The 25494-nt window shown below is 60.2% G+C and carries 30 protein-coding genes and 1 pseudogene; 14 read left to right on the top strand and 17 right to left on the bottom strand.

What is annotated here, in order from left to right; all coding sequences use genetic code 11:
* Positions 1-9: 9 nt before the first annotated feature.
* Positions 10-402, bottom strand: a pseudogene (locus AC56QX_RS37705) (IS6 family transposase); the annotation flags it as partial.
* A gap of 216 nt (positions 403-618) precedes the next feature.
* Here AC56QX_RS37705 and AC56QX_RS37700 point away from each other — a divergent pair.
* Both AC56QX_RS37700 and AC56QX_RS37695 read left to right on the top strand, forming a co-directional pair.
* Positions 619-783, top strand: a complete 165-nt coding sequence (locus AC56QX_RS37700; RefSeq protein WP_497118835.1) for a hypothetical protein — start codon at positions 619-621, stop codon at positions 781-783.
* Between the two features lie 99 nt (positions 784-882).
* A complete protein-coding gene (locus AC56QX_RS37695; protein ID WP_497118834.1) occupies positions 883-1170 on the top strand; it encodes a hypothetical protein in 288 nt (95 codons plus the stop codon).
* 196 nt (positions 1171-1366) lie between these two features.
* Here the strand turns inward: AC56QX_RS37695 and AC56QX_RS37690 are convergent, their stop codons facing one another.
* The gene (locus AC56QX_RS37690) at positions 1367-1534 is read right to left on the bottom strand and encodes a hypothetical protein (RefSeq protein WP_497118833.1); all 168 of its coding nucleotides are present in this window, start codon (positions 1532-1534) and stop codon (positions 1367-1369) included.
* 345 nt (positions 1535-1879) lie between these two features.
* Positions 1880-2167: a hypothetical protein gene (locus AC56QX_RS37685; protein ID WP_497118831.1), complete on the bottom strand. Its 288-nt coding sequence runs from the start codon at positions 2165-2167 to the stop codon at positions 1880-1882.
* Positions 2168-2903: 736 nt separating this feature from the next.
* Between AC56QX_RS37685 and aepX the strand changes: the two genes are divergently transcribed.
* The 6 genes from aepX to AC56QX_RS37655 all read left to right on the top strand — a co-directional run bounded on the left by aepX (position 2904) and on the right by AC56QX_RS37655 (position 7714).
* Positions 2904-3743, top strand: coding sequence for a phosphoenolpyruvate mutase (gene aepX / locus AC56QX_RS37680; protein ID WP_497118830.1), 840 nt, complete (start codon positions 2904-2906; stop codon positions 3741-3743).
* 30 nt (positions 3744-3773) lie between these two features.
* Positions 3774-5000 (top strand): aminotransferase class I/II-fold pyridoxal phosphate-dependent enzyme, encoded by a 1227-nt coding sequence (locus tag AC56QX_RS37675; RefSeq protein WP_497118875.1) that lies wholly within the window; start codon positions 3774-3776, stop codon positions 4998-5000.
* Between the two features lie 4 nt (positions 5001-5004).
* Positions 5005-5805, top strand: a complete 801-nt coding sequence (locus tag AC56QX_RS37670) for a phosphocholine cytidylyltransferase family protein (RefSeq protein ID WP_497118829.1) — start codon at positions 5005-5007, stop codon at positions 5803-5805.
* A 16-nt stretch (positions 5806-5821) separates the two neighbouring features.
* The gene (locus AC56QX_RS37665) at positions 5822-6208 is read left to right on the top strand and encodes a CDP-alcohol phosphatidyltransferase family protein (RefSeq protein ID WP_497118828.1); all 387 of its coding nucleotides are present in this window, start codon (positions 5822-5824) and stop codon (positions 6206-6208) included.
* A gap of 133 nt (positions 6209-6341) precedes the next feature.
* A complete protein-coding gene (locus tag AC56QX_RS37660; RefSeq protein ID WP_497118827.1) occupies positions 6342-6611 on the top strand; it encodes a hypothetical protein in 270 nt (89 codons plus the stop codon).
* A gap of 209 nt (positions 6612-6820) precedes the next feature.
* Entirely contained in the window at positions 6821-7714 is an 894-nt protein-coding gene (locus AC56QX_RS37655) for a pyridoxal phosphate-dependent aminotransferase (protein WP_497118826.1), read from the top strand.
* Positions 7715-8693: 979 nt separating this feature from the next.
* Here AC56QX_RS37655 and AC56QX_RS37650 read toward each other — a convergent pair.
* The 6 genes from AC56QX_RS37650 to AC56QX_RS37625 form a co-directional block, all read right to left on the bottom strand.
* On the bottom strand, positions 8694-10160 hold the full coding sequence (locus AC56QX_RS37650) for an alkaline phosphatase family protein (RefSeq protein WP_497118825.1): 1467 nt from the start codon (positions 10158-10160) through the stop codon (positions 8694-8696).
* Positions 10161-10459: 299 nt separating this feature from the next.
* Complete coding sequence (locus AC56QX_RS37645) at positions 10460-11320, bottom strand: ABC transporter permease (protein ID WP_497118874.1); 861 nt, start codon at positions 11318-11320, stop codon at positions 10460-10462.
* A gap of 12 nt (positions 11321-11332) precedes the next feature.
* The gene (locus tag AC56QX_RS37640; protein ID WP_497118824.1) at positions 11333-12268 is read right to left on the bottom strand and encodes an ABC transporter permease; all 936 of its coding nucleotides are present in this window, start codon (positions 12266-12268) and stop codon (positions 11333-11335) included.
* A complete protein-coding gene (locus AC56QX_RS37635) occupies positions 12268-13260 on the bottom strand; it encodes an ABC transporter ATP-binding protein (RefSeq protein ID WP_497118823.1) in 993 nt (330 codons plus the stop codon). The genes AC56QX_RS37640 and AC56QX_RS37635 overlap by 1 nt, the downstream gene beginning before the upstream one ends.
* Positions 13257-14306 (bottom strand): ABC transporter ATP-binding protein, encoded by a 1050-nt coding sequence (locus AC56QX_RS37630; RefSeq protein WP_497118873.1) that lies wholly within the window; start codon positions 14304-14306, stop codon positions 13257-13259. The genes AC56QX_RS37635 and AC56QX_RS37630 overlap by 4 nt, the downstream gene beginning before the upstream one ends.
* A 23-nt stretch (positions 14307-14329) precedes the next feature.
* Complete coding sequence (locus AC56QX_RS37625) at positions 14330-15775, bottom strand: ABC transporter substrate-binding protein (protein ID WP_497118822.1); 1446 nt, start codon at positions 15773-15775, stop codon at positions 14330-14332.
* Between the two features lie 333 nt (positions 15776-16108).
* Here AC56QX_RS37625 and AC56QX_RS37620 point away from each other — a divergent pair, with 333 nt between their 5' ends.
* The 4 genes from AC56QX_RS37620 (at position 16109) to AC56QX_RS37605 (ending at position 19767) form a co-directional block, all read left to right on the top strand.
* Complete coding sequence (locus AC56QX_RS37620; protein ID WP_497118821.1) at positions 16109-17020, top strand: LysR family transcriptional regulator; 912 nt, start codon at positions 16109-16111, stop codon at positions 17018-17020.
* Between the two features lie 180 nt (positions 17021-17200).
* On the top strand, positions 17201-18385 hold the full coding sequence (locus AC56QX_RS37615) for a pyridoxal phosphate-dependent aminotransferase (RefSeq protein ID WP_497118872.1): 1185 nt from the start codon (positions 17201-17203) through the stop codon (positions 18383-18385).
* Positions 18360-19232 carry an isocitrate lyase/phosphoenolpyruvate mutase family protein gene (locus AC56QX_RS37610; protein ID WP_497118820.1) on the top strand — a complete coding sequence of 291 codons (873 nt, stop codon included), beginning with the start codon at positions 18360-18362 and terminating at the stop codon, positions 19230-19232. The genes AC56QX_RS37615 and AC56QX_RS37610 overlap by 26 nt, the downstream gene beginning before the upstream one ends.
* Before the next feature lie 289 nt (positions 19233-19521).
* Positions 19522-19767, top strand: coding sequence for a hypothetical protein (locus AC56QX_RS37605; protein WP_497118819.1), 246 nt, complete (start codon positions 19522-19524; stop codon positions 19765-19767).
* Between the two features lie 23 nt (positions 19768-19790).
* Here the strand turns inward: AC56QX_RS37605 and AC56QX_RS37600 are convergent, their stop codons facing one another.
* The 8 genes from AC56QX_RS37600 to AC56QX_RS37565 all read right to left on the bottom strand — a co-directional run bounded on the left by AC56QX_RS37600 (position 19791) and on the right by AC56QX_RS37565 (position 24336).
* Positions 19791-20477 (bottom strand): acyltransferase, encoded by a 687-nt coding sequence (locus tag AC56QX_RS37600; RefSeq protein ID WP_497118818.1) that lies wholly within the window; start codon positions 20475-20477, stop codon positions 19791-19793.
* A complete protein-coding gene (locus AC56QX_RS37595; protein ID WP_497118817.1) occupies positions 20474-20959 on the bottom strand; it encodes a hypothetical protein in 486 nt (161 codons plus the stop codon). The genes AC56QX_RS37600 and AC56QX_RS37595 overlap by 4 nt, the downstream gene beginning before the upstream one ends.
* 48 nt (positions 20960-21007) lie before the next feature.
* Positions 21008-21625: a hypothetical protein gene (locus AC56QX_RS37590; RefSeq protein ID WP_497118816.1), complete on the bottom strand. Its 618-nt coding sequence runs from the start codon at positions 21623-21625 to the stop codon at positions 21008-21010.
* A gap of 67 nt (positions 21626-21692) precedes the next feature.
* Positions 21693-22247, bottom strand: a complete 555-nt coding sequence (locus tag AC56QX_RS37585; RefSeq protein ID WP_497118815.1) for a hypothetical protein — start codon at positions 22245-22247, stop codon at positions 21693-21695.
* Positions 22247-22816: a thermonuclease family protein gene (locus AC56QX_RS37580; protein ID WP_497118814.1), complete on the bottom strand. Its 570-nt coding sequence runs from the start codon at positions 22814-22816 to the stop codon at positions 22247-22249. Before AC56QX_RS37580 ends, AC56QX_RS37585 begins: the two co-directional genes overlap by 1 nt.
* A 13-nt stretch (positions 22817-22829) precedes the next feature.
* Positions 22830-23168, bottom strand: a complete 339-nt coding sequence (locus AC56QX_RS37575; protein WP_497118813.1) for a single-stranded DNA-binding protein — start codon at positions 23166-23168, stop codon at positions 22830-22832.
* Positions 23169-23200: 32 nt separating this feature from the next.
* Complete coding sequence (locus AC56QX_RS37570; RefSeq protein WP_497118812.1) at positions 23201-23806, bottom strand: thermonuclease family protein; 606 nt, start codon at positions 23804-23806, stop codon at positions 23201-23203.
* Positions 23806-24336, bottom strand: a complete 531-nt coding sequence (locus tag AC56QX_RS37565; protein WP_497118811.1) for a hypothetical protein — start codon at positions 24334-24336, stop codon at positions 23806-23808. Before AC56QX_RS37565 ends, AC56QX_RS37570 begins: the two co-directional genes overlap by 1 nt.
* Positions 24337-24443: 107 nt before the next feature.
* Here AC56QX_RS37565 and AC56QX_RS37560 point away from each other — a divergent pair, with 107 nt between their 5' ends.
* On the top strand, positions 24444-25166 hold the full coding sequence (locus AC56QX_RS37560) for a lytic transglycosylase domain-containing protein (RefSeq protein WP_497118810.1): 723 nt from the start codon (positions 24444-24446) through the stop codon (positions 25164-25166).
* Between the two features lie 11 nt (positions 25167-25177).
* Complete coding sequence (locus AC56QX_RS37555; protein WP_497118809.1) at positions 25178-25489, top strand: TrbC/VirB2 family type IV secretion system protein; 312 nt, start codon at positions 25178-25180, stop codon at positions 25487-25489.
* Positions 25490-25494: the final 5 nt, after the last annotated feature.

The following is a 25494-nucleotide window of genomic DNA, read 5'->3' as shown; positions in this document are numbered from 1 at the left end:
TCGCTTCCTGTCGATAACGACGCGAGCGGACCGGCCATGACGGTCCAGCGATTTTCTGAAGAAGCGCTCGGCCGCCGGCAAGTCACGCCGTTCGCTGAAATAGAATTCGACGGTGTCGCCGACACTGTCGATAGCGCGATAGAGATATATCCGCTGGCCGCGGACCTTGATGTAGGTGTCGCCGACATGCCACCTGCCGGTGACGGCGCGCTTGCGCCGGTTGAAGCGCTCCAGCAACAAGGGCGAGAAACGAACGGTCCAGCGGTTGATGGTCGTGTGATCGACCGCAACGCCCCGCTCGGCCATCATCTCCTCAAGATCGCGCAGGCTCAGATGGTAGGCCAGGTTCCAGCGGACGCACAGCAGGATCACTGATTGGTCGAACTGACGGCCGTTGAACATCGCAACCCTCCGAAAATGATCGAAGGTGCCTTGCTACAACGCTTGTAATTAAAAGTTGCAACACATCCAGATCGCGGACGCCCGATCCCTCTTCGAAGCGCATTGCGTTGAACGCCAACGAAACCGCGGTGCTCATCACGCGCTATTTTCTCGAACAGATCCGCTACGTGGTACACGATTTGCTAGACATCTCTATCTCGGGGATGTCGACCGCAGGTGAGCGAGCTGATGTGGGCGCTCAATGTTGGCAACGAGAAATCTGCCACTAGCGTCGCGCGTGCAGTCCTGGAGCGCAAAATCGAACGCCTGCCGGAGCTTTTCCGGGGGATCGATCTGCAAATCCTGGCGCAGGACCCTCAAGCCTGGATGCAGGACGATTGATCGAGCTATGACAAAGCGTGATAGTTGCTCGACGATTTCGAACTGGCCTTTGTAATCATGAAGCACGGGGTAGTAACGAACGCGTAAGGGTTCAGTCTCGTGGGGCTGCCCGCGCCGTTCGCTTTCAGCTTCAGCAACGGAACGAAGGTCAAGATCGGCGATGAAGAGTTCGACGGCGCGTTCACCATGTACATGGAGCGTATCTACGATCGTGTGGCCGGGCTGACGCAAAATGCCCGAATGATCCACGCCGTGCGTCGCTTTATCGACCGCACGCGGGATGTCCGGTCCGCAAGCAAGAAACCGCGAATTCCTCCTTTTGGACGGGCCCAACGTATTCGCGCTTGTCCATGCCCTGATCAACATGGAGGTTCGGATCGCACTTGAACTTCTCGACGAGCACCTTTCCCGCCACGCGGACAGAATTCCAGTCCTCGTGCAGCGTTCGGAACATCAGTTTCATGGAAAGCGGGCGGCATTACGCCGAGTAGACCGCGCCTACGTGTCGGTGTGCCGCGGGGCGTGGGCTGCCAGAGAATGTTCGTCCCGGAGGTGGATGCGCGTGACGCTCTGATTGGCCCATTCAGCGGGCTTTCGTTTGCATGCTCCTTGGGGCCATCTCCGCCACCGCCTCGGCGTAGCGTAGATAGGCGTCGGCACGGCGCTCCGCTTCGTGCGCACGGATCTCCCTGATCATGGCGGCAGCGTTTTCGACGTTGCATTTTGCAAACTGATCGGCCAGGTGCGCCACGCAGCGTGCCAGATGGCCCGCCGTATGTCCCGTCATGAAGAGCCAAACGCCGGAACGCGAAAGTATGATCCAGGATGCGAGGGAAATGCCAACTTGGCTGCCGGCGATAGACGACTTGAACCAGACGGCGGACGATCGCCTCCTTAAGCCACGAATGTGTGTGTGAACGTCCGAGCCATCACGTCTGGCTTAAGGAATAGGCAGGCCGCGATCAGTTTGAGGGCTTCGTCGTTGATCGCCTTTAAGTGATCGACATCGAAGATTGGCAACGCTCCCTCTGTCCTGTTTTCTGGCTTTCAATCCGGTCAAGGTAGCGGTGGACCAGGGCCGTGAAGGCCCGCCTGTTCAGACATGCTGCTCGTCGTTTCCTCGACCGACACCCTGACGTCGCTCGTAGCGGGCGATTGCCCGTTCCCTAAGTTTTCTGGTCAGGTAATAGATGATCGGCGGAGCGAGAATGAGCGGGATGCTCAGGTTGTTGACCGAAGTTGCGGTCAGCCGCCAGGTTCCCATTGGAAACGAGTAGCTGTCAACGGCAAACGCGACGACGATCCACAAGACCGTACCCAAGATCGACAGTAGGAAGACGCATGCCTTGCCTCGGGCAGAGAAACCAACGTAGCCCCAGGCCATGGCTGCTCTTGGATCCCCATACCCCCGAATGTGTGTCCATCCAAACGGTGCCGACTTTGCACCGCGGGGAGCGGGAGCCTCCACCCCTTCGTTTAGCGTTTAGCGGTAAACTCAACAAACCAACGCTACGCCCTCTATATGCATGCGGTCGCGCAACGCCAGACTCCTTCCGAGCAGAAGCGAATCCGACGCGGGTAATATCAGAACGTAACCGGCGCCCGAGAACAGCCGATGCGGATGCAGTCTCTGCAACCTGACTGATCACAGCGAATTTAGAAGAAGCCACGACATCGTCGGCCATCGGACGGCGCGGATAGCAGTCAAATGACGCGTGAATTCCGCTTCCTGCGGGGGAATTCTGTCCGCCATTCCTGGGAAGACGGTGGGCAACCGACACTATTGCCGGGTTTGTCGAGTGAGCGACACGGATGTTCGGCTTGTCCTGCTCGCACCCATCATTCAAGTCATTGATAAATATCGAGAACACTTTTCTGAGGCTTTTCCTGCGCAGTTGGCATGACTTTTGAGGCTTCCTCCTAGTAAGGCGGCAGGCGCTGCTGACCGATTTCATGTCGTGGTTATCGGGATTATGGAACGAAGGAAGGAAAGCAGCATGTCAGATCCGCGCCGGGGGCGTATACTATCGGAAAAACGCCGCCTGCGGAATCCGGGCGCAAGCGAAGGTATATCTACGCTTCGTGACCTCATTTGCATCCGTGACCGACCGTCATTCCTTATGGAAGCCCATGACGCGCTCTCCGCGGCGATCGCGCAGCGGGCCGGTTTCAAGGCGCTTTGGGCGTCCGGCCTCTCGATCTCCTCCAGCCTCGGCTACCGCGATGCGAACGAGGCCTCTTGGACCCAGGTTGTCGAGGTCGTGGAACGGATGGCGGACGCAGCGGAAATTCCAATCCTCGTCGACGGAGACAGCGGATTCGGCAATTTCAACAATGCCCGTCTGGTCGCTCGCAAGCTGCGGCAGCACGGCGCAAGCGGCATTTGCCTCGAAGACACCGCGTTCCCGAAGATGAACTCCTTCGTCGGCGACCGCCATCCGCTGGTGGAGGTCGGCGAGTTCTGCGGTCGCCTGAAGGCCGTCAAGGACCAGGTTCCGGATCCGGAATTCGTTCTCGTCGCTCGAATCGAGGCGCTGATCGCCGGATACGGTCAGCACGAGGCGCTTGCACGAGCGCACGCCTATGCGGAAGCCGGCGCCGATGCGATTCTCATCCATTCGCGCAAATCCGATCCCAGCGAGATCTTGGCATTTGCTCGACTCTGGCGGAACCGCCTCCCCGTCGTGATCGTGCCAACGAAATACTACTGCACACCGGTCGCCGAATATCGCGCCGCAGGCATTTCAACCGTGATCTGGGCCAACCACAACATGCGCGCCGCAATCTCGGCAATGCGTCACGTGTGCGACCGCATCATTCAGGAAGAAAGCATTGCCGGTATCGAAGATGAGGTGGCGACGCTCGACGAGCTGTTCGAATTGATGAACTACGGCGAGCTCTCAGCGGCAGAAGAGAAATACCTTCCGCGGGCAGCGGACGGCCAGGGACAGGCGCGGTAAGCGGCTTTGCCGAAAAAGATGGAAACGCGCATGTTGGCGTCACGGACAAACTTGTTCAAATCGTCGGGGACCGCGGCCGCCCGCGCCGCGGCGAAGGCTGCCGCCGATGCTGGGATGGAGATTGTTGATCTCACGGCCGGCGAGATCTGGAGCGATCTGGCACCAACGATCCGGGACGGAGCGATCGAGGCGATCCGACAAGGCCTGAACCGCTACACTGACACGATCGGCTTGACGGAGTTGCGCGAGGCGCTGGCACGGAAGGTATCGGTCGAGACGGGGCAGCTCTGGCGGGCCGACGAGATCGCCGTGACGAACGGCGCCAAGCAGGCTCTTTTCAACGTGGCGATGACGCTGATCAGTCCCGGCGACCAGGTCATCATTCCCGCACCCTACTGGACGACATTCCCAGCGCAGGTCCAGATCGCCGGCGGCACCCCAGTCCATATCGACACGCGAGGAAACGGCTACGTTCCACGGATCGACGACATCCAACGCGTCATCACGCCGCTGACCCGGGCCATCGTCGTCAACACGCCCGCCAACCCCAGCGGCGCCGTCTACGACGCGGAGACCCTTGCAGGCATCGCCCAGTTGGCGATGGATCGGGACCTCTGGATCATCTTCGATGAATGTTACTACCCCTTCACCCATGATGGCCATCGGCATCATCCGGTCGTGTCGCTCGTCCCGGAGGTCCGGGCCCGGACGGTGATCGTCAATGCCTTCTCCAAAAGCCTGGCCCTCACCGGCTGGCGCATCGGGTATCTCGCTGCGCCGAAGGAACTGATCTCGGCTGCCAAGGCGCTGCAGTCGCACACGACATCGAACCCGAATGTCGTTGCCCAGCACGCCGTGCTGCACCACCTCCATCAGGGAGATGGCGCCTTTGAAGCCCGGCTCAAGGGTCAATTGACGGCGGCGCGGCAGGTTGGGCTTTCCGCCCTATCCGGGCTGCAGCGCGTGCCGATGCCTGAAGCACAGGGCGGGTTCTATTTCTATCTCGATCTGTCCGGCCTGTTGCGGCCGACGCTCGCCAATGATGACGCCAGGACAGCCGACGACATCGTGGCCGCGCTGCTCGCGCAGGCCGGCGTGGCCGGCGTGTCAGGCACTGCCTTCGGCGATCCCATGGGGCTCAGGCTCTCCTATGGCATTCCGCAGGGGCAACTCGAGGCGGGCCTAGAGCGTGTGGTCGGCGTCCTTAACGCCTGGAACCGAAGGAACCGTCGCAACAACCAAAATAGGGGGGCTTAAACCCATGAGGGCAATTGCTCCGAGAAAGGCGGTGATTCTTGCCGCCGGGTTTGGCTCGCGCCTGCGTCCGCTCACCGATCTGCGGCCGAAGCCGCTGGTCGAAGTCAATGGCACGCCGATCCTTCACAACGCCTTGCAGAACCTCGAGGCAGTCGGCGTGCGGGAGGTGACGATCGTCGTCGGCTATCTCAAAGACGCGATCCAATATTCCTGCGGCCGACGCTTCGGTGGGCTCAATATCAATTATGTCGAGTCGACGGTCTTCGACCGGACGGGCAGCGCCTACTCGCTATGGCTGGCGCGCGATGCGCTTTTGGCCGGGGACACCTATCTGCTCGAAGGCGACGTCTTCTTTGAGGGGGACGCGCTTCGGCGCTTGACGATAGATGACGCGGCGAATTCAGCCGCAGTAGCGCCTTTCAATCCGTCGATGGAGGGCTCTGCAGTAATCTTGTCCGAAGGCGGATTTATTTCCGAGGTTCGGCTCAAACAAACAGCTGCGGACCTACTTTCCGGCGGCCCGGCTCTCTTCAAGACAATGAATCTCATTCGCTTCTCCGACGCCACGCTCCGCACGATAATCGTGCCTGCCCTTGATGATCTCATCGGTTCCGGTGCGATCGAGGCTTACATGGAGGAGCTTCTTGCTCATCTCATCGAAAGCCGCGGCCTCCGGCTTGCGGCTGCCCGCTGCGATGAGCTGCGATGGTACGAGATAGACAGCGAGGCCGATCTAAGAACTGCAGAGAACATATTCTCACCTTATGCGGATACCCTTTCCCGGCATCAAATCGCGTCGAGATAGGATCGGAGGGCTTCCAATGATCATCTATCTCTCAGACCGCGCAAACCAGATCACGATGCTTGGCCTCCTGGCATCAGGAACCGCGCTCTATTTTGCGCAATCGGGCAAACCGGAGCTTGCCATCGGGGCAGGGATCTGCGCGATCTTAGCAGACCATTTCGACGGAGTAGTGGCGAAGCGAACGAAAAACCGGTCGGCAGAGACGGCCAATATGGGGAAGAGTCTGGATGGATTTTCTGACCTCCTGTCCGGCGCCGTCATTCCGGCTGCGGTACTCATGCAAATCGGAACAGGCGGTGTCTTACCGCAACGGCGCTCGACCCGCGTTCGGACCGGCCGTCGAACGGTTCGAATGGACGGTGGGTTCAGCGGAGGAAACCGGACTCCCGGACGCATCTGTTGACTGGGTCTGCATGGGAACCGCATTCCATTGAACAGACCATCATCGCGCCCTCAAGGAGTTTAAGCGTACACTCCGTCCCGGCGGCTACTTCACGGCGATCTGGGATCTCAACGACCCCAATGACGACTTCTTGATGAAAAAAATCGAAGCGGAGATTGAGAGGCGCCCCCCGGGCCTCCAACGGGTTCAAAACAACATCTACAAATTGTTTGGCCAAATCGAGATGGTGCTCACTGAACCGGGCGGATTCGGCGAGTGCTTTTCGATTGCCATGCCGCATTCCGAGGCGATGATGGCAGCCACCTACTTGGACATGTGGAGGTCATCACACTCTATTACACTCATGCATGGACGGTTCGGTCAATCTGAACCGAACCAAACGTTGATAGATATGGGGGCCTAGATCATGAAACCTACACCGTTGCCTAGCGAGCCGCTTAGTCGTTCACTCGTTCATGATTTCCCGGCGGATATTGGCGCTATGGTGTCACCGATCATGTTCTGCTGGTAAATCTATACTTTCCACCCCACAGTTTCTATACCGCGCTTGGCGAGCGGCTTCCCGAGCTCATCAGTTGCTATCCGTCACCGCAGGCACATCTTGCTGAGCAGTTGGGCAGCTTGATTTCCCAAAATCCGCAGAACCTCGCTGTTGGCAATGGCGTTGCGGAACTGATCCATGCGAGCATCCAAGCGCTAAACTGGCGCTTAGCCGTTCCGACACCGTCCTTCAATCCATACGAGCAGGTGGTGTTGCCCGAACGGCTGGCGCGGTTTCCTTTACCTGCTCCGGATTTCGAGCTCGATGTCGAGAAGTTCGCCTGGCATGCGATAGCGCATAACGCCGATGCGGTCGTGGTCATTTCGCCGAACAATCCAACCTCTAGGGGAGTGTTACGGCAGGAGCTTCTCCACCTCACAAAAATACTCTTGGCGCGAAATATTCGACTAATCGTCGATGAATCGTTCGTCGAATTCACCCCCGAGGGTGCTTCCGGAAGTATCGAGGGCACAATCCACGAATATCCAAACCTGGTGATATTCAAAAGTCTTGGGAAGATATTCGGCGTTTGCGGGCTACGTCTCGGCTACATGCTCGCAAGCGATCACAAGCTGACATCGTCCGTGCGAAGAAATTTGCCGGCTTGGAATGTAAATACTTTAGGAGAGTTTTTCCTCCACGCTCTGCCGAGCTACCAGCGCGAAGCAGAGGAAAGCTGGACTCAGGTGCGCCGGGATCGCGACCAGCTCTATTCAGAACTCGCGAAGATCCCTGATATGCATGTACTTCGGCCCGATGCAAACTTCGTCTTCTGCCGCCTTCCGGATGATTGGCCAGATGGCGCCGCGCTCGCGGAAAAGCTCCTTGCGCACCATCGAGTCCTGATTCGCCACAGTGGGGCCAAAACGCTCAGCAAGGGAACTCGGTACCTGCGCATTGCTGCGCGGACGTTCGACGAAAACAGGTTTCTTGTAGAGCGCCTTCAGGAGGTCGCCGAAACATAGTGTCGGTACGAAACGGAGAAAGAAAAATGGCAAACCAATGGAAAATCCAGCGTGTCCCAGGTGTGGCCCCGGGGAGAAGCTCGGGATCGGCTTTTGGCCGCTCACATGGTCGGTCGCGACCGCCGGCGTTCACGACGGTGACCGAGAAAGAAATTGACACTTCTTGAGCTGGATCGATTGTTGCAGGAACAAGGGACTGGCAAGCAGAATCTCCTTTCCATCTCAATCTGTCTTAGCGACCTCAAAGAGAAGCCTGTTTTCGACGTTATCTGGGTGGAGTGGATTGGTCCGGAACCTGCCTATTGCCTCAGCGCGCATGCGTCCAGGACGAACTGGAACATGGCATGCGAGTGGAGGTCTGGCCGTCGCGTCGCGGCCTGTCGAATAGGCAATCGATCAAATTTGTGGTGGAGGAGGTCAGAATTGACTCTTCTATTCTTAAACGAACCCGAGCATCCGGATCGAGATCGCGATGGCGCCGGGCGACCTGAGCACGCAGCTTCGAGAATCGACTTCGCCGCCGACGCCCCCGGGGAACCAGCCATGGATGCCTCTCCCAATCTTTCTGCAACTCCTGCAAGCGTCGACCTCGACTTCAAACACGCCATGTTTGTTCCTTGATCTTCCCGAGGGACTGAAATACCTCTACATGGGTGGCATCTGACGCATTTGCTTGCGGGAGCAGCATCAAAATTAAAACTTGCACCGCGAGCAGTTAAGATGGCTGGGGAGGGTGCACCCACCGTTACTTGCGATCGAATTCCAACTGTCAGCTTCGAATGGCGGATTCAAGCGAACTTGTTAAGCAGGTTAGACATGTAGTTTGATAACCTCTCTGGGATCCTGTTCAGACCGCAGCGTGACTTGAGAGTGAAGTCGTGCGTGCCAACGCGTCGGGAAGGCGCAACAAGCATCGGCGCATCACGTTCATGGTCGCCTTTTCCTTCGTCGAAGGTTGCCTCTGCGCCGACATGCGGCCCTACCCTTCTGCAGTTCCGCTCTCGATGTAGGTCGAGGCTCTGACCCGGACACGCCGAAGAACCTGCTTGAAACGGCCAAGCCCCGCATCAAAAGCTTCACTGCGACTTTCGGGGGCGGCCTTCTGTCCTGGCCCCACAACTTCGGTCAGAACGCGGCCGGTCATCCTTTCCGGCTGCACTATTCCAAGTAGATGCAGAATGGTCGGTGCAAAATCGCAGATACCGGAAGGGATTGTGGAGACGGAACGTTGGGCCGGGAAAGCTGAACCGGCGACAATTCCGAGAGCAGTCAACTCCTTCGGATGCAAGCCACCATGGACGCTTAGACAGCGGTTGTTTTCGTAGAACGTTCCGCCGACAAGGCCGAATGGATCGACACTGTCATTCGCGCGGAACGAAAAGGACACGTCTGGAGCGCGGACATGATCGATGAAAACAAGGTGGCTGCCGAGACTGCCGAGGGCGATGCCCTCGATATCATTCTTAGCGCGGGTAAAGACCGGCCCGCACCACGGCTCGCCGGTGATCGTTGCCACGATCCGGGCGATCCGTTCGTCGCTTGGCTCAGCGAGGTAGAGCGCGCCGACTTGCCCGGGCACCACCACGACATCGACATCCGGTGTGGGTGCGGTACCCGGTCGGTAGCCCGCATCACGCAGGCACTCGACGACCGAAACCTGGGTATGACCCGTAATGTGTCCGTGGTCGGAGATCGCGATGATCTGTACGCCTTCAGCACGTCCCTCCGCTTCCCACCAGTCGAGCACCCGGCCAAACTGCCGGTCGCAATGCGCGATGATGGCGCGAGTCGCCTCAGCGGCTGTGCCATGCAAGTGCGAGGTGATGTCTGGCTCGCCGTAGGAGAGGACCGTGACGTCCGGCCGGTATTTCGGCCAGATGACATCGAGAAATGCTGAAGTGATCCAGTCTTGGCCGGCCTTGTCAGGCTCAGTGCTGGTCGGTTTCGGCGGCAACGGCCCGACAAGCTCTTCGGCTTCAGCCAGCAGATCGTCCGGCGTGCAGGCCTCGCGGAAATGCCCCGAGAGCCGAACCTGCCCGAAATCCTCCGCCTTGTGGTGGAAAAAGCGCGTCGTGCCGGGCGAGTTGGTGGCCAAGACGGCAAGACTCCGACCGGCCGAAGCGAGGACTTCCCCTAGTGTCTGTGTGGACATCAGCCGCCCACCGCTTTCCAGGTCAAGCTTGCGCAGGAGAACCGCGTCTGCAGTGTCGATGTAGCGGGACGGAGTGACTGAACGGTCGACATATTGGTTCCCAACCATGCCGTGCCGGCTCGTGGTCGAACCGGTCACGAAGCTAGGAAAGGCCGAACGGGTTTCGCTTGGATAGACCGTGCGATGGTTCGACAGGGTGATGCCATGGGCCTGTAGACGGCAGAGGTTCGGTGTCAGGTCGGGTTCGACCAGGTCAGGACGCAGGCCGTCGAAGCTGACGATGAGGAAGCGCATACCGTGTATCTCACAGTTCACGTTTGACAAAGACGCCATTTCGCTAGCAGTCGCATATCGCGAGGTCACGCGACAAAGACCAGCATGGGTCGGAAGCGTCGGCGCCGATTAGCATGAACGCTCCGAGACCGCGGACATATCAGGGCAACTCATATGCGGTCGTCCTCTTTGGCCAAGTGATAAGCAACGGAGCAACCGATCGCCCCCGCTCCAATAACAATCGTTTTCATTCGTGAAACCCTGCAATCTGTTGGATCCTCTTGCCCCTGGCGGGCCGCAGCCTTCGCTGCCTTCCCACGTTACTGCAGTCTCTTGTCCAACCGGTCGCGCAGCCAGTCGCCCAACAGGCTGATGGAGAGCGTCGTCGTAACGATCAGCGCAGCTGGCGCAAACATGATCCATGGCGCACGTGTCATATACTCCCGGCCATAGCCGAGCATGTTTCCGAGGCTCGTCATCGGGGGCTGAACGCCAAGGCCCAGAAAGGACAGGCTGCTTTCCATGAGGATGACCTCCGGGAAGGTCAGCGTCATGGAAACAATGAGCGTCGATGAGATATTCGGGAGGATGTGCCGCAGATATACCTGCATCGGGCTCGCACCCAATTGACGGACGGCGCCAGCGTAGCCTTGCGCACTGGCGGCGATCGCAAGCCCGCGAGAGATACGGGCATAGCGCTCCCAGCCGTAAAGCCCCATCAGTCCAATGAACAACGGCAAAGCGTTCCCGAAAAACGCAAGCACCGAGAGCGAAAGAATGAGGAAAGGCATGGCCGCCTGGAAGTCGGCTAGCATCAGGATGAATTGCTCGACGCGACCACGAAAGTGGGCCGCAGCAAAACCCATTGTCGTGCCAAAGCAAGCCGAAATCAGCGTCGCCCCCAGCGCGACCAGAACCGAGATACGAACGGACACGATCAATCGCGACAGAATATCGCGTCCCAGTTCGTCCGTTCCGAGCAGATGCTGCGGGTGGAATGGCGAGGCCAGCCGGTTGGGTAGATCAAGTGCAGTGTACTGGTAAGGGGTGATTTCATCGGCGAGCAGCGCTACGGCGACGATAAGAACAATCCAGAGTACGCTGGCGATCACGGAGAATGGGATCCGACGGTGTTTGGTGTTCTTCCGCGTGCCAGATGCTGTTTCGGTCACGTTTTCCATCATGTTCATGTCTCAGTGTCCTCCGGTCGAGTTGGCTTCGGCCAGGCGCGGATCGAGGAAGCCGTAGAGGAAGTCCACGATGAGATTGGAAAGCACCATTGTGGCGGCGACCAGCAGGAGAATGCATTGCACGACCGCCAGATCGCGGGCTGTCACCGACACTACCAGCAGATTACCGACCCCCGGCCAAGAGAACACGCTCTCGACCACAACCGAACCAGCGATCAGATTGCCGACCATGAAGCCGACAATGGTAACGGTGGGAATCGCGGCGTTCGGTAGCGCGTGACCACGTACAACCGCAGCCCAAGGGATTCCCTTGGCACTGGCAGTGCGGATGTAGGGTTGCCCCAGCACTTCCAGCATCGCGCTTCGCACGAAGCGGGCGAGTACGGCGGCGCCGCCAACGCCGAGAGTGATAATCGGCAGGATGAGATGCAGTAGACTGCCCGTGCCGCCGGTCGGCAGCCAGGCAAACCCGATTGACAGGACTTGAACCAGGACGAGTCCGAGGACAAAGCTTGGCACGGTGTAGCCGGCGACCGCCGTGACCATAACGGCGCGGTCGATGGCGCTGTCCCGGTGCAAAGCGGCATAGATACCCGCTGGAATGCCGATCGCCAATTTCATGAGCAGCGCAGGCAGCGTCAGCATGAGCGTTGCCGGGATGCGTCCCAGGACAAGGTCGAGTGCGGGCCCGCCTCCACGCATCGAGCGGCCGAACTCGCCCTGAAAAATCGCTGCGAAGTAGTGGAGATATTGCATCCAGAGCGGCTGATCGAGACCCCACTCCCGCCGAAAGGCGGCCATCGCCTCGGGCGAGGCATCGTCGCCCATGATACTGCGGGCTGGATCTCCGGAAAGCCTGAGCACGATGAAGGCAAATGTGACCACCAGTGCGATTGTCAGAACGGCACGGAGGATACGGATAGCAGCGAACCGAAGCATCAGATTCCAACCTCCTTGGTCGGTTGGGCGACATCGACGGCATGACAGGCGACGGAGCGTCCGTCCGGCAGCGTTGAGGATGTGGGGGAGAGGCTCATGCACTCCGGCCGCACAGCGGGACAGCGAGGGTGGAACGCGCAGCCGCTCGGACGGGCCGCAGGATTGGGTGGTTCGCCTTTGAGGATGATGCGCTCACGCGTGCGCCGGCCTGCAACAGGGACTGCCGATACCAGAGCCTTGGTGTAAGGGTGAGTAGGGTTCGAGAGCACAAGATTTGTCTCGCCATATTCGACGATACGGCCGAGATACATCACAGCAATACGCTGACTGACCTGGCGAACCACTTTCAAATCGTGACTGATGAAGAGAACACTGAGACGCAGGTCCTTTTGGAGGTCCATCAGAAGGTTCACCACCTGGGCCTGGATCGATACGTCCAGAGCCGAGACCGGCTCGTCGCAGACCAGCAACGCCGGCTGCATGATCAGCGCCCGGGCAAGAACAGCCCGCTGACGCTGCCCACCCGACAGCTGATGCGGCAGGCTTGAGGCATGACTGGCATTCATGCCAACCACGTCGAGCATCGCCAGCGCCTTGTCTTTCCGCTCGGATGCAGATCCGATGTCGTGAATGTCGAGAGGTTCGCGGACCTGATCGAGGATGGACAGCCGGCGGTCCAGCGCGGCGAGGGGATCCTGGTAGATCATTTGCATTTGCGTGCGCATGCGGCGCCACGCTGGTGTGTCGACAACCGGCAGTTCCGCCCCATGGAAGAGCACATGTCCGCTGTTCGGCCGTTCAAGGCCGAGCGCGATCCGTCCTGTGGTTGATTTCCCCGAACCGGATTCGCCAACGAGCGCCAGTGTTTGCCCCTGTTGCAGCGACAGCGACACTTCATCGACAGCATGGATAGGCACCTTTCTTGCGAGGAGACCCTGCCGCGTCGAATAGCTTCGGGAAATGCCGTGCAGTTCAAGAATGTTTTCAGTCATGCCAGCACGCTTTTGATGACGTTCAGGGATTGCTGGGCCTCTGTGGCGGCCCCTGCAACGCAGGCGGAGAAATGGCCGGCTTCGGTTTGCGCGAGTGGCGGGATGGTTTCTTCACAAACCGCCATACGTTGCGCACAACGGGGCGCAAACGGGCATCCCGGAGGCATGTTTGCCGGCTCCGGCACCTGTCCTTCGATTGGAATGAGCCGATGCAACGCGCCGTCGAAAGGCGGTACAGCCGCAAGGAGACCTTGCGTATAGGGATGCAGCGGGTTTGCAAAGATTAGGCCTGACGGCGCCGTCTCGACGACGCGGCCGCCATACATGACCATGATGCGTTCGCAGGTCTCGGAAACGACACCGAGATCGTGGCTGATGAGAACAAGGGCCATGCCCGTCTCGCGCCGAATGGTGGTCAGGAGGTCTAGTATCTGGGCCTGGATCGTGGCGTCGAGTGCGGTTGTCGGCTCGTCGGCAACCAGGACGTCCGGTTTTCCGGCGAGCGCCATGGCGATCATGACTCGTTGATTTTGCCCGCCGGACAATTCGTGCGGATAGGCGTCGAGCCGACGCCCCGCGTCCGGCAGGCCCACGAGGTCCAAAAGACGTTTCGTTTCCGCCCGAATGCTCGATCCCGACACCCCCTGATGTCGCGCGAGAACTTCGCCAACCTGTCTCCCAATCCGGATGACAGGATTGAGCGCGCTGGACGGATCCTGAAAGATCATCGCCACTCGCCCGCCCCTGATCTGGTCGAGCCGCGAGGCTGCTGCGCCCAGCAATTCTTCCCCGTCCAGACGGACGCTTCCCAACACGGTGGCCGTGCACGGCAGCAGCCCGAGGGCGGCAAGCCAGGTGACGGACTTGCCGCTACCTGACTCGCCTACAATACCGAGTGACTCGCCCCGTGTGATCGTGAGGTCGATCCCCCGAATTACCCGAACGCCGCTGAAGTCGACGGTCAGGCCTTCGACCATGAGCAATGGTTGCGACGACGACGTCGCCAGGAACGCGGATGCTGGTGCGGTGCCGACGAGATTTGCCATCGCCGTCCCTGCTGGCGTGGTCATCAGTTCTGCGTATAGGCGGCGTTGAAAGGACCGAAGTTCAGGTCGAGTGTCTGACCCGGAACCCAGGCGATATCTTTGCGCTTGCCATAGAACTGACCGGAACGGTGGAGGATCACGCAAGGCGGATCTTCCCGGTCGACGATCTCGAGCATCCGGCGGATGATCGACCGGCGCGCCTGTGTATCGGCGGTTTCCTTCAGCTTTTCGCCAAGTCCGAAATATTCTTCGTTGCTCCAGATACCCTCTTTGACGTTCCCCCCAGATGATCCGAAGACGCGCCAAGCGTGGCCGAGCGGGTCCGGGAAGGTAGCGGTGTTTGAATCGTCGAAGATTGCGTTGATCGGCTTGCTCTCGATCTGGGCGAAGTTCTCCATCATCTGGATTTCGACATTAATGCCGACTGCTCGCCACATTTCGACCATTATCTGCGCGCCGGCAACTTGGTTGGGATAATAGTTGTTGAGCAGTCGGTAGGTGATTGTCTCGCCATTGTAGCCGCTTCTTGCGAGGAGCTTCCGCGCCAGGTCGGGGTCGTACACCAAGGCTCGGAAGTCCTCGATATAGGCTTCGCCGAAGCTGGGGAGTTGGTAGCCATTGGGAATGGGCAGCCTGTCCTGCCAGAGGGCCTGGACGATAGCCTTGCGATCGAGGGCGAGGCTTAGAGCACGGCGGACGCCTACCTTGCCGAGGATCGGACCGGTCGTATCGATATTCAGTGCGCGGATATTCTGAACGGGGCCGCCGGAGACTTCGAGTTTGGGGTGCTTCTCGATTTCCGAGAACATGTCGGGAGAGAGATCCGTGATGAAGTCCACTTCGCCTGCGATGAGCGCGTTCACCCGTGAAGCCAGCTCCGGGATGATCCTGAAATGAATCCCTTCTAAGGGCGGCAGCCCACCCCAGTAACCATCGTGCGCAGCCAGAACGACTTCGACATCAAGAGATTGGCTGACGATCCGATACGGGCCTGTTCCGACCGGCGCTGCCGTCCAGGCGTCCCAGGAACCCGCAGTTTCGAAAGCGCGTTTGCTGACGATTTCGGCGCCCCACGACGCCAGCCGCTTCTCAAGCAATGCATCGTCGCCCTTGGCATGAACGATAACGGTGTGGCTGTCGACGATGTCGACCTTTTCGATCGTGTCCAGAGTCTCCATGGCGGTGGCCTTCCCTGCCATGTCCGGGCCAAGCAGGTGCTCCGGGCTAAAGCTGAAAGCGACATCGTCCGCGGCAAATGGGCCACCGTCATGGAACGTTACACCCTTGCGCAGGAAAACTCGAACTGACCTGGCGTTCACCCGTTCCCAACGTTCTGCCAGGGCTGGGCGCAACGCCATGTCGGGTGTCTGGTCGAAAGCGATCAGAGTGTCGAACATTTGCGGTGCGATGCGCCGTGTCGCGGTGTGAGCATACAAAACAGGCTCGACGGCGGGCGGGAAGCCGGACATGCCGATTCTAAGGGTGCGGCGAGCGGCGCCCCGGACCTTCGCGGAAGGTACCCCAGTCATTGCCAGAAGACTGCTTGCCGCCCCGGCTACCAATAGATTACGTCGCGTTATCGAAAACATGTGCGTACTTGGCTCCTGTGTAGCTTCGCGAAGCAACGATGTCGCTTCGGGCTGTGGAATCTCTTTTCTACGTCCGTGGGCACTTCTCGGTGCCCGGCGAGAACGAGCGGGATTACTCATCCTCATATGCTACAAAAGCATGACAATCATCGAATAATGCGATAACAAACGCGCTCTTTTGGATGAATCTCAGGAAGGCGGCTAAGACCGGCCATGGCAGATAGCAAAGATCTTTCGCTCAATGCTGTTCGGGCTTTCGTGCAGGTCGCACGCGACAACAGCGTCACCCGGGCCTCGAAAACGCTGGGCATCACCCAGAGCTCGGTGAGCCGCCATCTTGCGGTGCTGGAGGAATACTTTGGGGCAAAGCTGATCGAGCGCCGCGGTCGCCAAAGCCAGCTAACCGACTTCGGACGACTGTTCGCCGATGCCGTCGCCGAGCCGCTCGATACGATCCTCTTCACCGCAAAGCGGATGCGCCGCAACGACAGGAAGGACGCCAATCGTCTCGTCGTACGGACGTCGCTGTCCACCTTCGCCTATACGGTCCTCATCCCAAATCTACACGAATTCTCGAAAGAAATGGGCGGCGTCACGGTTGACGTGATCAGCACCCTGTCGGCCCCCGCTTCGGACGACAGTTTCGATGTGCTCCTGACCCGGGACCTGACCGTGAGCGAACCGGCGGATCGCTGGGATCTCTACGACGAGCAGCTCGTTTGCGTCGGTGCCCCGGACTGCGTCGCCGGCCGAGGCCTCAAGGCCTTGCGGAGCACCCCGGTTATTGCGGTGACGTCCCGGCCCGACATCCTGCCCACATGGCTGCGCGGAATGGACCTGAAGACATCCGATATCACCTCAGGCGCCCGCTACGATCATCACTATCTCGCCCTGCCTGCGGTAACCACCGGACAGACCTTGCTGGTGACGCCGCACATCGTCGTCGCGGAGCTGATCAGGCAGGGCCTCCTGGAAGTGCTTCCCGGGTCACGCGCGCCAAGCGGCATGCAGTATCGTGCCTCTGCGATCGATCGCAGCGACAACCCGGATGTCGCCCGCGCCTTTTGCCGTTGGCTGACCCGACTTTGCCGCAAAATGACGGAGGAAGAAGTCCCAGCCAAATAGGTCGCGCGCGTCTGATTCCATCGAGAAATGCGATCGTTAGCCTCGTTTTACGCGATGCCGCAATTGGCCAGTTGCGGTTACCTTGGTTAGTTCTGGGACAAACCCGGTGCTTCGAGGAGAGTTGTATTGTCACTCATCGCCAAAAGACTACAAGCCGTCCGTCCCTCCCAGACCAAGGCTATGACGGCCGCTGCCGCCGCCCTGCGCGAGAAGGGCATTGATGTCATTACGCTCAGCCAGGGCGAACCGGATTTCGACACGCCCGACGTGGTGCAAAGAGCTGGAATAGCTGCCATTCGTGAGGGCAAGACGCGTTACACGCCTGTCGCCGGCGTCAAGCCGCTGCGTGAGGCGATCCGTCAGAAGCTGCTGCGCGACAACAGCCTCGACTACGACATCGACGCGATCACCGTCGGCTGCGGCGCCAAGCAGGTAGTCTTCAATGCGCTCTTCGCCAGTCTCGATCCGGGCGACGAGGTCATCATCCCGACGCCCTGCTGGGTGTCCTATCCCGACATGGTGCGGCTTGCTGGCGGCGAGCCGGTTCGCGTCGCCTGCCACGAACGTTTCGGCTTCAAACTGAAGGCGGAAGATCTGGAGGCGGCGATCACGCCGCGCACCAAGTGGGTGATGCTGAACTCGCCCAACAATCCGACCGGTGCGGTCTATTCCAAGGCCGAGTTTGCAGCGCTCGCCGTCGTTCTGCGCCGCCATCCTCAAGTTCATGTGCTCGCAGACGATATCTACGAAAAACTCGTTTATGGCGTGCGTTTCGCCACGATGGCCGAAGCCGCGCCAGACCTCATCGGCCGGACGCTGACCGTCAACGGCGTTTCCAAGTCTAGCGCCATGACCGGATGGCGCCTCGGCTACGGCGCCGGGCCGAAGGATCTGATCAAGGCGATGAACACGATTCAGGGGCAGACCTCGTCCCACACCAGCTCGATCTCGCAATATGCAGCGATCGAAGCGATCGGTGGCAACCAGGACTACATCGACGATTTCGTCTCCAGCTTCCGCAAGCGCCGCGATCTCGTCGTCGAGAAGATTAACGAGGCCCAAGGCCTCAAATGCCGGACCCCGGATGGCGCCTTCTATGTCTTCGTCAATTGCGCCGGTGTGATCGGCAAGACAAGTCCTCAGGGCAAGGTGATCGAGTCCGACATGGCTTTCGCCATGTATCTTCTGGAGCATTTCGGCGTCGCTGTTGTGCCGGGCAGCGGCTTCATGGCCTCACCCTATATCCGCATTTCCTACGCCGCGTCGATCGAGGATCTCCAGCATGCCTGCGACCGCATTCTTGTAGCCTGCGAAGCCCTGTCAGAAAGTGAGAGTATCTATGAGCAAAGCAAAGCAACTGCGTGACCGCATGGCCGAACGCGGCCTTGTTCACATTATGGCCGCTCACAGTCCTCTGTCGGCCATCTTGGCCGAAGAGGCCGGCTTCGATGGCCTCTGGGCTTCCGGCTTCGAGCTTTCGGCGCTTTACGGTCTTGCCGATATGAGCCTGATCACGATGACCCAGCATCTCGATATGCTGCGGGCGATCGCCGGTCAGTCCTCGCTGCCGATCGTCGCCGATATCGATACGGGCTACGGCAACGCCGTGAACGTCATCCATGCCATCCGGGAATACGAAATGGCGGGCACGGCCGCCGTAGTGATCGAGGACAAGACCTTCCCCAAAGTCACCAGCCTTGCCGCCGATGGGCGCCAAGAACTTCTACGTATTGAGGAATTCCAGGGCAAGATCGAAGCTGCGGTCTCCACCCGCAGCGACCCGGATTTCCTCGTCATTGCCCGCACGGAAGCCCTGATTGCCGGGTTGGGCGAAGCGGAGGCCCTGAAGCGCGGCATGGCCTATGTCGAGGCAGGTGCCGATATGATCCTGATCCATTCTAAGAAAAAGGACCCGGCAGAGATCGAAAGCTTTTCCCGCGCCTGGAAGGGCATCGTCCCGCTTGTGATCGTGCCCAACGCCTATCCGGAACTCGACGGGACTCGGATCCGCGCGCTCGCCAACATCCAAATGACGATCTATGGCAACTACGGGATCCGCGCCGCAACCACCGCAATGCAGGATGCCTTCCGACGGATCATTGCCGATGGCGGGGTGCAGAACGTCCATAAAGACATCGTTTCGGTCGAGGAAATCTTCCGGCTACAGAAAATGGACAAGGTCAAGGCGGACGAAAAGCGCTTCCTGCGCTGACCGTCGCACCACAATATACAGAAATTGCCGAGATGTTTGTTTCAAGGCGCCTTTCCCAGGTTCGGCCTTCCGAAACTGATACCCTGACAGCCCGCGCCGTTTCGCTACGGAAAGCCGGACGGGATGTCGTCGCTATTAGCTTGGGCGAGCCTGATTTTGACACCCGTAGAATGTAGGAGAGGCGGCATCCGTGCGATCCATGAGAACTACTTCGAGAGAACGACCTCGGCCAGGTGCACCGCTGCCGGCGGCAGCGTAACCCAAGAATAGTGCAAGAGGAGAACCGGCTTTGATCCGAATTGCCGATACGAAAACCCTCGCCGGCGAACTGAGATCCCGTTACGACCCCCCGCGGGCGGTGGCGATCATCAGCCGCCTTCTTTTAAAGGCCCTGTTTGCCGGACTTTCTGACGAAGTCGTCTTCTGGGCTCTGGTCCATGCCCACTATCGCGGCGGCGACCTCTGCGCACCGGTGGAAGAGCAGCTTGCAGCGTTCTCGGAATTCATCCTGCGCGATGAATCCGAGTCGAACTGACGAAAATTACCTCAACTCGTTGGTCAGACATCGCTCGGCGCGACGACGATCGACGCGCTGGCGGGGGTCGGCGCATTGGCCGCGATACCCGTCGGGGTCGGGAAGTCGCCAGGACCTATCTGCGGTTGAGCGCACAATTGTTGACCGGTAAAACAGGATACATCGTAACCCGAGCCTCGGACCAGATAGGAACAGACGCTGACGCCATTACCGTCTTTGACATTGCGGGCACTACAGTCGCCGCCCGCCGCATAGTTGGCAAGCTTGCCCTTGGCGCCGCAGCCGAATTGGCAGGCCATCAGGATCGCCGATTGGTCGATCGTTGCGCATTGGCCGCCCGCACAAACCTGCTGGCCGACGAGGGAGACGAGGCCATTCTTCTGCGCCTGAGCCCAGGAATCCTGTTCGTATTTCGTCCACGCCGCTGTCTGCGCAGATGGATTGTCCAGAAAACTCTGTGCGCTACCGCTGTAGTAGCGTTCGAACGTACCGGGGCAGAACTGGAAGGCGCCGAGGCAGCCGTATTGGTTTGTCGTTCCGAAATTGCCCTCGCTGCCGGAGACCCTGGCGGCGAACTTCGCGCAATTCGCCGGCATCCCCGCGTCGACGAGGCTCGCGGCCGATTGCCCGGCGAAGGCGGCCGCGGCCGACAGCGAGAGAATGAGGCCGGCGTCGAACAGGATTTGCCGGAGAGCGGTTCGCGTGCTCATGGCTTTTCTCCGCCTATCTCGAACCTCAAATCGCCGTTCAAAAGCTCCTTGCCGTCGGCGCTCAGAAGAAAGGGAGCCCTTGCGAAGGCCGCCTGCGCCTCCGATTTCGGCAAAGCCGCAAAACGTGGATCATCCGGCGGGACCACCTGATGCATCATGTCGTCGACCACGACGGTCTTCTTCCCGTCGGCTGATGTCCGAACCAGCCGTGTCGGACAGGTCGCCGAACCACAATCAGCGTTCCAGATTTGGGATATCAGCCAGTCGCCTTGTGCTGACTTCAACGTGTATTCATGGATGGTGACGGTCCCGATCGATGGCGGCGTCAAAGCGGGCCCGGCCCAAACGCCGTCAGGATCCTTGGCGATGTTTCGGTAGGAGATCTTGTAGGCGAACGTGGCACCGGCGGCCTTGGCCGGCGCGGTGGGCATGAGTGCGACCGCGCATGCCAGGGCAAGTTCGATGATGGGGGGGCGGGTCATACGACACTCCTGAAGGTAGGGTGAGAGAGAGATGAACCATGGCCAAGGTCACAGAGGCGGGAGCGTGAGCGTGAGCGAGCAGCCCTCGACAGCTTGATGGGCGACGATCGTGCCGGTCTTCAGCGTCTTGGTCTTGATGTCATAGGAGACGTAAGAGCCCGAACCGACGGGATCGCCGCCCACCACCTTCGGCTCGATCTCAAGGAAGCAGGCGCGCCCGCCCTCCAGCGTGCGGACCAGCAGACCATCGTAGATCGCGATGCGCAGCGGGCAGAGCTTTACGGCCACGCCGGCGGCAGGCACGCCCTTGGCTGTGCAACCCGTCGCGGTATCGAGGACACTAAAGACCACGGACCGTTTGGTGCTCCAGATGACAAAATGCGCCTCGACCGCCGGCGCATTGGCGCCCGCAAATCGCGTATCGCCGCGAGCGACATAGGCGCGGTTGTTGGCTTCGATCGCATCCTTCCAGATGCCAGCATAGGTTGCGGTATCGGCGGATGGCCGTTGCATGTCTGCATAGGAAACGTTGCGCCAGGCGGAGGGGTCGGGCGTTCGCTCCTGGGCGCTACTTGATGATGTTGACGCAAGCGAGACCAGCGCAGCGGCGACGATCGTCACGGCAAAGCGGTCGAAGGTCCTCGGACGAGTTTCATATGTTTTCATTTTGACATCTAATATAATATTTTCTCGGTTGTCCCATCATGCAGCATCCGGCTTGATCGCATCGTTGCTATTCGTAGCGGCTTCGGCCGGGCACCCACCACCACCTGTCCTTGGGCGAGCGCTCTCCAGTTTGCCAGGGAACGGCGGTGACCGGCGGATGGACCGGCTGCATGTTCCAGGCCGAGCGGTAATAGTAGAAGTTCACTGTCTCGCGACTGACACGTCGCCCCGATGGGTCGAGAAAATCCGTGGCACAGTGGACGACTGGACCGCGATAGCGTGTTACGCGCGCTGTCTGTGCGTCGAGAGCGCCAGGCTTGCAGCCGAAAAGCCATATTGAGGCGGGGTAGGGGCGCGAGGCGCCTGGAGCCAGGACGACGAGCCGACGATAGGCGTCGTTGGCTTGCGGCTGGGTAGGGTAGGCAAAGCGCTCCGTCAGAACCGGCGCGAAGGTCGAACCATCCGGGGCGTATTCGAGCCGCCCGGGCTGAACCCGTTCAGGTCGATACAAAGGATCCGTCGCCGGCAGCAGCGTCGCGTCGACGACGGGCGTCGCGACGGGTTGGGCGCACCCCGCCAGGACGAGCGCGATCCAGAAAGGGAGGAAAGCCGACGGGGGCATCACGGCGCGCCCCGTCGGCTGACTGCCGCTATGGCGTGGCGCTCGGGACTGGCGCGAAACTCCCATGGCATCTGGAAGGTGCTCGACCACAAGCCGCGGTAGGCTTTTCGCGCTTCCTGCTCTGCTGAAGCGTAGGCGCGGATTGCGGGATCGCGGTTCGTCGGCGGCGACGTGACAGCGATCCCGTCGCGCACCATGTCGGCGCCGAGATCGGCGTGATCGGCAGCAGCGCAGCGGGCCAGATGCTCCCCGTTCTCCTCGCGCAGGATGTTGCAGGCAACCCATTTGTTCAAAGTAGCCCTTACCAGCCACGCCGCTGCCATGGTTCCGCAGGGCCACGGCTGGCGGCCGAGCAGTGCGGTCTGATCGGGAGCACAGGTATCGATGCCAATGAGGCGATAGATCGCCGTCGTCTCGATATCGCGGAACCGCGTGCCGTCGAGCACCTCGACCCGTAACGGTGGCGATTGGAGAGCCTGGTTGGGACGATATAGGCCCGGCGAACCGATCGAGGGCGACTGGGCGCTCGCCTGTGGGGACACCGCGATCGCCATCGCGAGCAACGTCATGCGTGCGCCAACATCAAATCTCTGCGTCATCGGGATGGCCCAGATCGAGCTTGTGGAAGGCGTTGGCGATGATGTCCTTCGTGTAGACGGTCTCGCCATCCTTTTTGTAGGAGCCGTCGGCAATACGGCATTCGGCGTAGATCGCGTCGCCTTTGCCGACATTGGCCAGCGCCCACTCCGCGACCTTTTCGTTGAGCAGCGTCACCGTGACCCAATCGGTCTCTTCCTGGCGCTTGCCCTTGCTGTCGGTCCACGCCCGATCGGTTGCAACATTGATTTTCGCGGCTTTGCCGAAGGCCTTCGGCGCCTGGCCGACGCGGCCGCGCAGGATGAACAGGTTCGTCGTTCTCAAAGCAGGTCTCCTTGGTGGGATCGAGGTCGATGTTAGCGCGGGGGCGGGCTGGTTGTTGCGGCAGGGGATTTTGATGTTGAAGTCGAGGTCGGGGATCTGAGGGCGCGCAGAATAATCACGTTTGGATCCGGCAGATCGGCAAAGGCCCAGAGGCCTACCTTGGCTCGCTCGGCAACGAGTTGCGCCACGAAGTAGGGCGCGTGCACCGGCTGTCCCTGCGGATTGAATGCCGCGAAGGCATAGCCGGTCGAGATCAGCGCGGTGCCGAGATCGATGCGTGATCCAGCGCCCGCGCCGGTTGCGCGCGTCGCGACACAGAAGACGAACATCGTCTTCATCTGCGGCGCCTCCGCCGCGTCGTAGCACTGCGGCCGCAGATCCCGGGTGAGCGCGATGAGCATGGCGAGCGAGGCTTCACCGCAATCGCGTTTCAGACCGTGGGCATTGGTGAGGCTCGTGCCACGTAGGCAGGATTGCACGCCGTACAGGCGAAAGGTGGTCTCGCCATCGGTCCAGCTGTCGCCAGTCTGGTAGACGGCGGTCGGCGGCACCGGAAACCAACCCTTTGCCGCCGGCTGAGCCATCGCCGGCGTAGCCATGGCTATACCCGTCAGAAGCGCCGCCGCCGCGCCGCGCATCAATACCCCCTCAACGAAAAATAGAATCGCTGCACGCCGTTGCCGGTAGATATGTCGACGTAGTCGGGATCGCTGCGCGGCTGGCGGGGAATTGTCGGATAAGTCGCTTGGCAGGAGCTGTCACGTCCCCATGTGCAGACGTTGCTCGGTTTCTTCGTGTCGGCGCAGAGGTTGCCGTTCGGCGAGGCAATCAAGCCGGCATTGCCATCTAATCCCGATCGCATCGCCGTCATGCCGGCCGGGCAGGGATAGTAGGGCTCGTGGCCAAGGCCACCGGCGTTGCCTTCCGGGCAGGTTGGCCAGGAGCCGCCATGGGCAAGACTGCGGAAGAGTTCATGCATGACAGGGACGCAGTAGGGAATTCCCGACCAACTCGGCGCACTGGCGGCGGCACACAGCAGGACCTTCCAGCCGAAAGAGGCGTCTTGGGCTCGTGCCTGAGGTGGGACGAGGCAAACGAGCCCCGCCGCGATGGTCGCAAAGTGAACCCCGACTCCCTGCATGAAGGCTCCCATAACAAGTTTGCTCAATCTTCGTTTCGCTGTTGCCAACATAACAATATCTATTATATTGTCCACAGTTAATCGATGCGGGAGGCGAAATGCGGTGCAGAAGCATGTGTGTTGGGGGTGCGCTAGTGGCCAGCGCTGTTTCTGCCCTGGCGCAGACCGTTACGGTCACTTCACCCACGGTGCCGATGACCGTGATCGTGGACGCCGACGGTCGCGTCAAACCCATCGCACCCCTGGATCGTCCGGTCGAGGTCGTTGGGCAGTCTGCCACGGGTGCGCCGCAGTCCCCATGTCAAAACACGGTGGCAATGCCGATCGATGCGGCGAAGGCGCTTGTGCTGCGGGTCGCCAACGAGGAAGCCTTCTCTCCAGAATTTGTCCAATCGGTCGCCAAGGTCGAAAGCCGTGACGTTTCGACGGCGCTCTCGCAAAAGGGCGCCTACGGCCTGATGCAGTTGACGTCGGACACGGCCCGCCGGTTCAAGGTCGACCTTTGCGATCCTGAAGCCAATGTGCGCGGCGGCGTCCGCTTTCTGCGTGCGCTGCATGAGCGCTACCGGAATCCATTGTTCATTTTGGCCGCCTACAACGCAGGCGAGGACGCAGTTGAGAAAAGCCGTGGCGTACCGCCCTATCCGGAGACGGTGCGCTTCGTCGCCGACGTCATGAACGATTTCTATGCCTGGCCCGATCCGGCAGGCAGCACCCGCCCGCCCGCGCGCAAAAGCCCCGCAAGCACACCCGACATGATCGAACCAGCCAGAAATTTCGCGCCTCCGGTTGCGGCGGAGGCCGAGCAACCACCCGCCTCCGAATGGAGCGACGGTTTCGTGATGCACGTCCAATGAAGGAGCAACAAATGCGACTACGACACACGCTGCGCCAGCGAGCCATTCCAGCCGGCGCATTTCTCCTGGTCCTGGCCAATCAGGCGGTCGCCCAATCGGGCGGCACATTGCAGCCGGTTCAATCGACGCTGACGCAGCTCGTCTCCGCGCTGACCGGACCGATTGCCACTGCGCTGGCGACCCTGGCCGTGATTGCTTGCGGCTTCTTCGCCTGGTCGGGCCGCCTCACCTGGGGCATCGCCGGCAGCGTGATCTTCGGTATCGTGCTCGTCTTCGGCTCGGCCCAGATCGTCGACTTCTTCCAGTCCGCCGTCGGGCAGTGAGGAAA

The sequence above is a fragment of the Mesorhizobium sp. RCAM 06353 genome (assembly GCF_059683585.1).
The sequence above is the reverse complement of the archived record's forward strand: the minus strand, read 5'-3'. Positions and strand labels throughout refer to the sequence as shown.